We start from the raw sequence: 1,504 nt of genomic DNA on the forward strand, positions 1-1,504 counted from the left end.
TCCCACCTCCCATGCCCATCCCGCAAGCCCGCCGACCATGGCCCGACATCGAAGCCGACCTGCAAGCCATGCGGGCGGGCGACCTCGACTGGCGGCGCGGCCGCCACGGCGCCTACATCTGGTACGCCACCGATGACCTCGAAGAGGTCCTCGCACGCGCCTCGACCCTCTTCCTCGCCGAGAACGGCCTCGGGCTCCGTGCCTTCCCCAGCCTCGCCCGCATGGAGGGCGAAGTCCTCCTCGCCGTCGCCGAGCACCTCGGCGGCAGCGCCGAAACCCCCGGCATCTTCACCTCCGGCGGCACCGAAAGCATCTTCCTCGCCATGCTCGCCCTCCGGCAGTGGGCACGCGCTACCCGCCCCGGCCTCCCCGAACCGGTCATCGTCGCGCCGCGCTCGGCCCATCCCGCCCTCGATAAGGCAGCCTTCCTCCTCGGCCTCCGCGTCCGCCGCGTCCCCACCGGGCCCGACCACCGCGCCGACCCCGCTGCCATCGAGGCCGCCATCGACGACACCACCGTCGGCCTCTACGCCTCCGCGCCGGCCTATTCGCTCGGCCTCATCGACCCCATCGAGGCCCTTTCCGACCTCGCCCTGCGCCGCGGCCTCTGGCTCCACGTCGATGCCTGCGTCGGCGGCATCCTCGGCCCCTTCGTCCGCCAGCTCGGCTACCCGGTCCCGCCCTTCGGCCTCGAACTCCCCGGCGTAACCTCAATCTCCGCCGATCTCCACAAGTCCGGGTTCGCAGCCAAGCCCGCCTCCACCGTCACCTTCCGCTCCGCCGACCACCGCGAGTTCGCCCGCTTCACCTTCGACGACTGGCCCAGCGGCACCTATTCCAGCCTCACTTTCACGGGCAGCCGGCCGGGCAGCGCCATCGCCGCCGCCTGGGCCGCCTTCCAGTACCTCGGCCAGGAAGGCTACCGCGAACTCGCCGCCTCCAGCATGCGCGCCCGCGACGCCATCATCGCCGGGTTGCAGCGCATCCCCGGCTTCATCCTCCACGGCGAACCGCCCCTCTACGCCTTCGCCTGGGCCATCGAAGGGCTCTCCATGGGCCGCGTCGCTGCCGCCATGGCCCGCGAAGGCTGGCTCGCCGGGCGCACCGCCGACCCGGACGGCCTCCACGTGATGGCCACCCCGGTCCACGAACCGCACGCCGCCGAGTACGTCGAAGCCGCCGCCCGCGCCGTCGAAGCGGCCCGCTCCGCCGCAGCCGGCGGAGACCGCCCGGCAGCCTACAACTGACGCATCCCGTACCATCCCCCGCCATGAACCGCATCGACATCGAACTCCGCCTTGCCCGCAGCCGCGCCGACCTCCTCGAAACCCTCGCCGCCATGCCTCCGGACGAGCTCCACGCGCCCCGCACCCGCAGCGAGCACGACCCCGAGAGCTGGTGGTCCTGCGCCGACCACTTCATCCACACCACCCTCATTGAGCGCAACTGGAACGCCGTGATCCGCCGCCACCTCGCCGGCGAACCCGCCCTCCCCCGCCGCACC

General features: G+C 72.6%; 2 protein-coding genes. Both read left to right on the forward strand.

The genetic code is table 11. The features are described from left to right. Positions 1-1,247: pyridoxal phosphate-dependent decarboxylase family protein (locus tag VAE46_RS02340; RefSeq protein ID WP_322795300.1), on the forward strand; the 1,247-nt coding region annotated here is incomplete at its 5' end. A gap of 23 nt (positions 1,248-1,270) precedes the next feature. Further along, on the forward strand, positions 1,271-1,504 hold a 234-nt coding region (locus VAE46_RS02345; protein ID WP_322795301.1), incomplete at its 3' end, for a DinB family protein.

Source organism: Tepidiforma sp. (assembly GCF_034433535.1).
Lineage (GTDB): Bacteria > Chloroflexota > Dehalococcoidia > Tepidiformales > Tepidiformaceae > Tepidiforma.